Origin of the sequence: Caballeronia sp. ATUFL_M2_KS44 (assembly GCF_023630965.1) — a bacterium.
GTDB classification, from domain to species: domain Bacteria; phylum Pseudomonadota; class Gammaproteobacteria; order Burkholderiales; family Burkholderiaceae; genus Caballeronia; species Caballeronia concitans.
This window is the reverse complement of record NZ_JALQEA010000085.1, coordinates 1-1,608: the sequence shown is the minus strand read 5'-3', so window position 1 is coordinate 1,608 and position 1,608 is coordinate 1. Positions and strand designations below refer to the sequence as shown.

General features: G+C 61.1%; 3 protein-coding genes. All 3 read left to right on the top strand.

The window, feature by feature from the left end; all coding sequences use genetic code 11:
- The gene (locus NCR39_RS29495; RefSeq protein ID WP_250456321.1) at positions 1-444 is read left to right on the top strand and encodes a (R)-mandelonitrile lyase; all 444 of its coding nucleotides are present in this window, start codon (positions 1-3) and stop codon (positions 442-444) included.
- Entirely contained in the window at positions 422-1,219 is a 798-nt protein-coding gene (locus NCR39_RS29490; RefSeq protein WP_502800295.1) for a carboxymuconolactone decarboxylase family protein, read from the top strand. The genes NCR39_RS29495 and NCR39_RS29490 overlap by 23 nt, the downstream gene beginning before the upstream one ends.
- A 66-nt stretch (positions 1,220-1,285) precedes the next feature.
- A partial coding sequence (locus NCR39_RS29485; RefSeq protein ID WP_250456320.1) for a GFA family protein occupies positions 1,286-1,608 on the top strand: 323 nt, incomplete at its 3' end.

Below are 1,608 nucleotides of genomic sequence, written 5' to 3'. Positions count from 1 at the left end.
ATCACAGAGGCTACGCCCGCCGCAGCTGGTACGCCCATTGACGTGCAACAGATTTCGCGCGCAGGAACCCAGGCCGTCAGCGAAGGCTCCGCCGAGTATTTCACCGGACGCGTGCGCGTCGAGCCCGTCTGGCCTTCCAGTGAGGAAATCACCGCATCAGGTGCGAACGTGAGCTTTGAACCGGGAGCACGATCGGCATGGCACACCCATCCAGCAGGGCAGCGCCTCGTTGTGTTGTCCGGCACGGGTCTGACACAGGAATGGGGCAAGCCTGTCCAGATCCTCCACCCCGGCGATGTTGTCTGGTGCCCACCGGGTGTCAAGCACTGGCATGGCGCCGCGCCGAACACAGCGATGACGCATCTTGCTGTGACCGGGACGCTCGACGGCAAGAATGTAGACTGGATGGAGAAAGTCACCGATGAAGAATACGGCCGACGGTAAGCGGGGACCGGTGCGATGCCAGATGGCTGTGCTCGCGCTAGCGATGTGTATCGGCGCCGCATCGGCGCACCCTTCAACGACCGAGACCAGCAATATGAACGTATCCTCTACGATCGCCCCCGGCGACGCATCAACCCTTAACGAACGGCAGCGGGCAATCATCCCTATTGCAGCATTCGCCAGCGCTGGGCGCATTGGAGACCTGAGCGAGGCACTGAACGAAGGCTTGGACGCGGGTTTGACCGTGAACGACGCCAAGGAGATTCTCGTTCAGCTCTACGCATATGCAGGCTTTCCCCGCAGCCTCAACGCGCTTGGCGAACTGATGAAGGTGTTGGAAACTCGCAAGGCTCGCGGCATTCAGGATGCCGGCGGCAGCTTGCCCAGCCACGTGGCGCCAACCGGGGATGCTCTGCTCGAGGCCGGGACCGCGAACCAGACACGCCTTTCGGGCGGACCGGTCAAAGGACCGCTATTCGAGTTTGCTCCTGCTATAGACACCTACCTGAAGACGCATCTTTTTGGCGATATCTTCGAGCGCGACAATCTCGACTGGCAAAGCCGCGAACTAGCAACGATCGGGATGCTGTCTGCGTTGCCAGGTCTGGAGTCTCAAGTGCAGGCGCATATGCGTATCGGGATGAACGTCGGTCTCAGCGCGCAGGACCTGCGCGATCTCACGGAGGTGCTGGCCGACCGTGTCAGCGCCGAGGCAGCATCACGTGCGCGCAACGCACTCGAGGCGCAACTGGCGAGCGTGGCCAAGCAATCATAACGCGCGGAGAAATGCGGCTATCCGGTTCCGGTATCCTGAGTGATCGCGACATTCCGGGAGGTGCCCATGAAGGTCGAGGGACGCTGTCACTGTGGTGCGATCCAGTACGAAGCCGAGGTGCAACTTGGAACCGTTGTCGTCTGCCATTGCGCTGACTGTCAGATGCAGTCGGGATCGGCATTTCGGGCAAACATTCCCGCGCCGGCACATACCTTTCGATTGCTCCGGGGTGTTCCCAAACGGTATATCAAAGTGGCGCCGAGCGGCGCGCGACGGATACACGCATTTTGCGAGAACTGCGGCGGCCCTATCTATTCATCGGCGGAAGTCGATCCCACGCATTACTCGTTGCGCGTAGGTGCGCTGAAACAGCGCTTCGAACTCGGCGC

Bases quoted from the DNA above. Each gene is read 5' to 3' on its own strand.
- NCR39_RS29490 (WP_502800295.1), top strand. From the start codon at position 422: ATGAAGAATACGGCCGACGGTAAGCGGGGACCGGTGCGATGCCAGATG.